1 CRISPR repeat array is annotated in these 1275 nt (G+C 58.6%).

Annotation, left to right across the window (positions count from 1 at the left end):
* Positions 1 to 31: 31 nt before the first annotated feature.
* A CRISPR array of direct repeats spans positions 32 to 1253; the repeat unit is 36 nt; unit sequence AGCTTAGCCGTTCAGAAACCGCAGGCCAACCGCAAC.
* Positions 1254 to 1275: the final 22 nt, after the last annotated feature.

Raw genomic sequence — 1275 nt, forward strand, 5'->3', positions numbered from 1 at the left:
CAGCCAAGGGGTTGCGGTTTTATGAGACTCGAGCTTAGCCGTTCAGAAACCGCAGGCCAACCGCAACCTGATCGACGAGGGTAACTGGGCGCGCATTAGCTTAGCCGTTCAGAAACCGCAGGCCAACCGCAACACTGAGAACGCTCTCGGAGTGCCCCAAGGGAGCTTAGCCGTTCAGAAACCGCAGGCCAACCGCAACTTGCTCAATGTGTAGATTGAGAGATCTTTCAGCTTAGCCGTTCAGAAACCGCAGGCCAACCGCAACGAGGCAGCGACCGTGACGTAAGTGCCGTCCAGCTTAGCCGTTCAGAAACCGCAGGCCAACCGCAACTCCTCGCCGGTGCGCTGTGTCGCATGAGCAAGCTTAGCCGTTCAGAAACCGCAGGCCAACCGCAACCAGTATCTGACGCTGGATCTGGATTCCCATAGCTTAGCCGTTCAGAAACCGCAGGCCAACCGCAACTTTGCCTATGCAGAGGAGATTGCCGCGCCGAGCTTAGCCGTTCAGAAACCGCAGGCCAACCGCAACTTATAAAACTTACGGATCGACGGCATTACCAGCTTAGCCGTTCAGAAACCGCAGGCCAACCGCAACGGTCAGCAGAAGCAGTTCAGCGAGGCTTTCAGCTTAGCCGTTCAGAAACCGCAGGCCAACCGCAACCAGTCGCGATGCTGAACGCTGCGCGAGCGAAGCTTAGCCGTTCAGAAACCGCAGGCCAACCGCAACTCTGCCGAGGTGGTGGTGTCTGAGCCATATAGCTTAGCCGTTCAGAAACCGCAGGCCAACCGCAACCAAGATCATCCGCTGGCAGCATCCCTTCCAAGCTTAGCCGTTCAGAAACCGCAGGCCAACCGCAACACGGGCGGCAAACAGCCAGTGCAGGAGCGTAGCTTAGCCGTTCAGAAACCGCAGGCCAACCGCAACTCTGGCGCGCGCGGAATGCCTTTTACAATGAGCTTAGCCGTTCAGAAACCGCAGGCCAACCGCAACACATTCAAGCGCAGTGACTTCAACGATGTGAGCTTAGCCGTTCAGAAACCGCAGGCCAACCGCAACCGTCCGGTTCCGTCCTCGCTGGCGTCGAAGAGCTTAGCCGTTCAGAAACCGCAGGCCAACCGCAACACGCTTCTGCCTGACGACATGGTCGCTGAGCTTAGCCGTTCAGAAACCGCAGGCCAACCGCAACGTGGTCGGGGTCGCCCGTGATAACCTGCGAAGCTTAGCCGTTCAGAAACCGCAGGCCAACCGCAACGGAGACGACCCACGCCCGCCGG

The sequence above is a fragment of the Pseudogemmobacter bohemicus genome (genome assembly GCF_003290025.1).
Taxonomy (GTDB): Bacteria; Pseudomonadota; Alphaproteobacteria; order Rhodobacterales; family Rhodobacteraceae; genus Pseudogemmobacter; species Pseudogemmobacter bohemicus.